The organism is Flavobacterium koreense (assembly GCF_054776075.1).
The window spans coordinates 1-525 of record NZ_BAAHCF010000022.1; the positions used below are offsets into that span (position 1 = coordinate 1).

The 525-nt window shown below is 41.7% G+C and carries 1 protein-coding gene; it reads left to right on the top strand.

All coding sequences use genetic code 11. The features are described 5' to 3' along the window. A partial coding sequence (locus ACYU7A_RS08055) for an HYR-like domain-containing protein (RefSeq protein WP_460575587.1) occupies window positions 1-525 on the top strand: 525 nt, incomplete at both ends.

Consider the following 525-nt stretch of genomic DNA (forward strand, 5'->3'; position numbering starts at 1 on the left):
TTACTACAAACGGACAATGTGCAGGAAGTTACTCAGTAACTAGAACTTGGACAGCAACAGACACTTGTGGCAACGCATCAACAGCATCACAAACTATCAATGTAACAGATACAACAGCTCCAGTTATTGCAGCATTACCAGCGCCATCAACAATCAGTTGTCCAGCAACGCCAAGTTTTGCAACAGCAACAGCAACGGATGCTTGTGGAAGTACATTCACATTAACATTCAATGATGTTACTACAAACGGACAATGTGCAGGAAGTTATTCAGTAACTAGAACTTGGACAGCAACAGACGCTTGTGGAAATGCATCAACAGCATCACAAACAATCAATGTAACAGATACAACAGCTCCAGTTATTGCAGCATTACCAGCGCCAAGTACAATTTCTTGTCCAGCGACACCAAGTTTTGCGACAGCAACAGCTACAGCTACAGATGCTTGTGGAAGTACATTCACATTAACATTCAATGATGTTACTACAAACGGACAATGTGCAGGAAGTTACTCAGTAACTAGAA